At 32.2% G+C, this 2,727-nt stretch carries 3 protein-coding genes; all 3 read left to right on the top strand.

Features of this window, described 5'->3' with window-relative positions:
* Positions 1 to 2 precede the first annotated feature (2 nt).
* Positions 3 to 788: an ABC transporter ATP-binding protein gene (locus Q0370_RS02900; RefSeq protein WP_299571888.1), complete on the top strand. Its 786-nt coding sequence runs from the start codon at positions 3 to 5 to the stop codon at positions 786 to 788.
* Between the two features lie 37 nt (positions 789 to 825).
* A complete protein-coding gene (locus tag Q0370_RS02895) occupies positions 826 to 1,881 on the top strand; it encodes a DMT family transporter (protein ID WP_299571886.1) in 1,056 nt (351 codons plus the stop codon).
* Positions 1,882 to 2,072: 191 nt separating this feature from the next.
* On the top strand, positions 2,073 to 2,727 hold a 655-nt coding region (locus Q0370_RS02890), incomplete at its 3' end, for a class I SAM-dependent methyltransferase (RefSeq protein ID WP_299571883.1).

Below are 2,727 nucleotides of genomic sequence, written 5' to 3'. Positions count from 1 at the left end.
TTATGGAAGAAATATTACACTATGAAAATGTAACTTTTAAGCGTAATGGCAGAGAAATATTGAAAGGAATTGACTGGCATATAAATAAAGGCGAGAATTGGGTACTTTTGGGACTTAATGGTTCTGGAAAGTCAACTCTTCTTGGAATGATACCGGCCTATATTTTTCCAAGTTCTGGAGAAGTGCGAGTTTTTGGTCATAAATTTGGTAATTATTCTTGGAAAAAAATAAAGAATCGAGTTGGATTTGTAAGTTCCACATTGAATAATTTTTCAAGTACATTAAATGGTGAAAAATTGGAAGATGTTGTAATTTCTGGAAAGTTTAGTTCTATTGGGATTTATGATGAAGTTACCGATGAGGACAGGAAAAAGGCTGATAAGATTATTGAGGATTTTAAGATTTCGTATATAAAAAATAATCATTTTGGAACTTTGTCGCAAGGGGAGCAACGACGGACATTGCTTGCAAGAGCGTTTATGAACGAGCCTGATTTGCTTATATTGGATGAGCCTTGTTCAGGGCTTGATGTAACTTCGAGGGAGTATTTTTTGAAAGTGCTTGAGGAAAATTCCCGAAATAATAATGCAATACCGTTTATTTACGTAACTCATCAGATTGAAGAAATTATGCCTTCAGTAACACATGTGGCACTTCTTCACGATGGAAAGATTTTGGCAAAAGGGTTTAAAAAGGATATTTTGACTGATAAATTACTTTCTCAGATGTTCGGCTTGGATGTGAAGATTGTTTGGGAAAATGAAAGACCTTGGCTGATTGTGAGATAAATTTAGGATTTATCTAAAAGGAGATGACTCATTAAACATGGATAAAAGCAGAAAATTTATGGCAGTAATTTTAGCATTGCTTGCGGCTATTTTTTATGCAATTAATACACCGTTTTCTAAAGTGCTTTTAAATAAGATTCCACCTACATTGATGGCATCTTTTCTATATTTGGGAGCTGGAACAGGGGTAGGTATTATGTATTTGTTTCGTAGAAAAGCCGAAAAAAAGTATAAAAAGTTAAATAAGGCAGATTTACCTTATACTGTTGGAATGATTGTCCTTGATATTGCGGCACCTATATTCCTTATGATTGGTATAAATATTGGTTCAGCCTCAAATGCTTCACTGCTTGGCAACTTTGAAATTGTAGCAACAACAATTATTGCTCTTTTGATATTTAAGGAGAAAGTAACATCAAAGTTGTGGATTGCTATTGGATTTATCACAATATCAAGTATAGTTCTTTCATTTGAAGGGGCTGAAAGTTTCCAGTTTTCATTAGGTTCATTGTTTGTTATATTGGCGACTTGCTGTTGGGGATTGGAAAATAACTGCACTAGAAAAATCTCGGATAAAAGCACTTACGAGATTGTTTTGCTAAAAGGCTTTTTCTCTGGTAGTGGTGCATTTATAGTCGCCCTTATTTTGGGAGAAAGAATTCCTGAAATCAAATATATAATAGCTGCTTTGCTACTTGGATTTGTGGCATATGGACTCAGCATTTTTATGTATATCAGAGCACAAAGAGATTTAGGTGCTGCAAAAACTAGTGCATATTATGCTGTAGCTCCATTTGTAGGAACTTTTTTAGCATTTGTAGTAAATGGAGAAAAACTTACTTTGGTATATTTCATTGGTCTTATCTTTATGATAATTGGTAGTGCAGTTGTCGTATATGATACAATGGTTAAACGTCACAGTCATAGTCATTCTCACATAATTGTTCATACGCATGATGGAAAAACACATACTCATATTATCACGCATGAACATGAACATAGTCATTTTATATCAGAGAAAAAGCATAATCATAAACATAAAGATTATATAAATAGCATAGAACATAAATTAATACACGAAAAGGAATTGTAGATTTATAAAAGTGCTGTATTTAAAACATAACAAACTAAAGTTTAAAACAAAAGAAACATTAGGGAAAATAAAAAAAATTAAGCAAGATTAAAATTGTTCAAGAAATTAAAAATTTTTAGAGGTAAGAAAAATGTAATGGCAACACCTCCAACTTAAATCGAAATAGTATAAAATTACGAGGAGATTATAAGATGAACAATTATATAAAATTAAATGAAGATAGATGGAATAATGTAAAAAATGACTATACTGAGCCATTGACACATGAAGAATTAGAAGAAGTTAGAAATAATCCAATTTCTGTTGCATTAACTGTTGGGAAAAAAGTCCCGAAAGAATGGTTTGAAAAAGCAAACGGAAAAAAGATATTAGGTTTAGCTTGTGGTGGTGGACAGCAGGGACCAGTTTTTGCTATAAAAGGTTATGATGTAACCATAATGGATTTTTCTAAATCACAATTACAAAGAGATGATATGGTTGCTAAAAGAGAAGGCTTAAAAATCAATACAGTTCAAGGCGATATGACAAAACCATTTCCATTTGAAAATGAAACTTTTGATATTATTTTTAATCCAGTTTCAAATGTATATATAGAAGATTTAGAAAACATGTATAAAGAAGCCTCTCGAGTATTGAAAAAGGGTGGACTGTTAATGGTCGGATTTATGAATCCTTGGATATACATGTATGATGCTGACATTGTATGGGACAAACCCGACGAGGAATTACTTTTAAAGTTTTCAATACCTTTTAATTCAAAAGAGCTTGAAGAGGAAGGCAAGATAACCATAAATCCAGAATATGGATATGAATTTAGCCATACCTTAGAAACTCAGATTAGAGGAC

Origin of the sequence: uncultured Leptotrichia sp. (assembly GCF_938036635.1) — a bacterium.
Taxonomy (GTDB): Bacteria; Fusobacteriota; Fusobacteriia; order Fusobacteriales; family Leptotrichiaceae; genus Leptotrichia; species Leptotrichia hongkongensis.
Note: the sequence above shows the minus strand (reverse complement) of the source record. Positions and strands in the feature narration are given on the sequence as shown.

What these genes read in the sequence shown, in the direction of transcription:
- Q0370_RS02895 (WP_299571886.1), top strand. Translation starts at nt 826, where the DNA reads ATGGATAAAAGCAGAAAATTTATGGCAGTAATTTTAGCATTGCTTGCG.
- Q0370_RS02900 (WP_299571888.1), top strand. Translation starts at nt 3, where the DNA reads ATGGAAGAAATATTACACTATGAAAATGTAACTTTTAAGCGTAATGGC.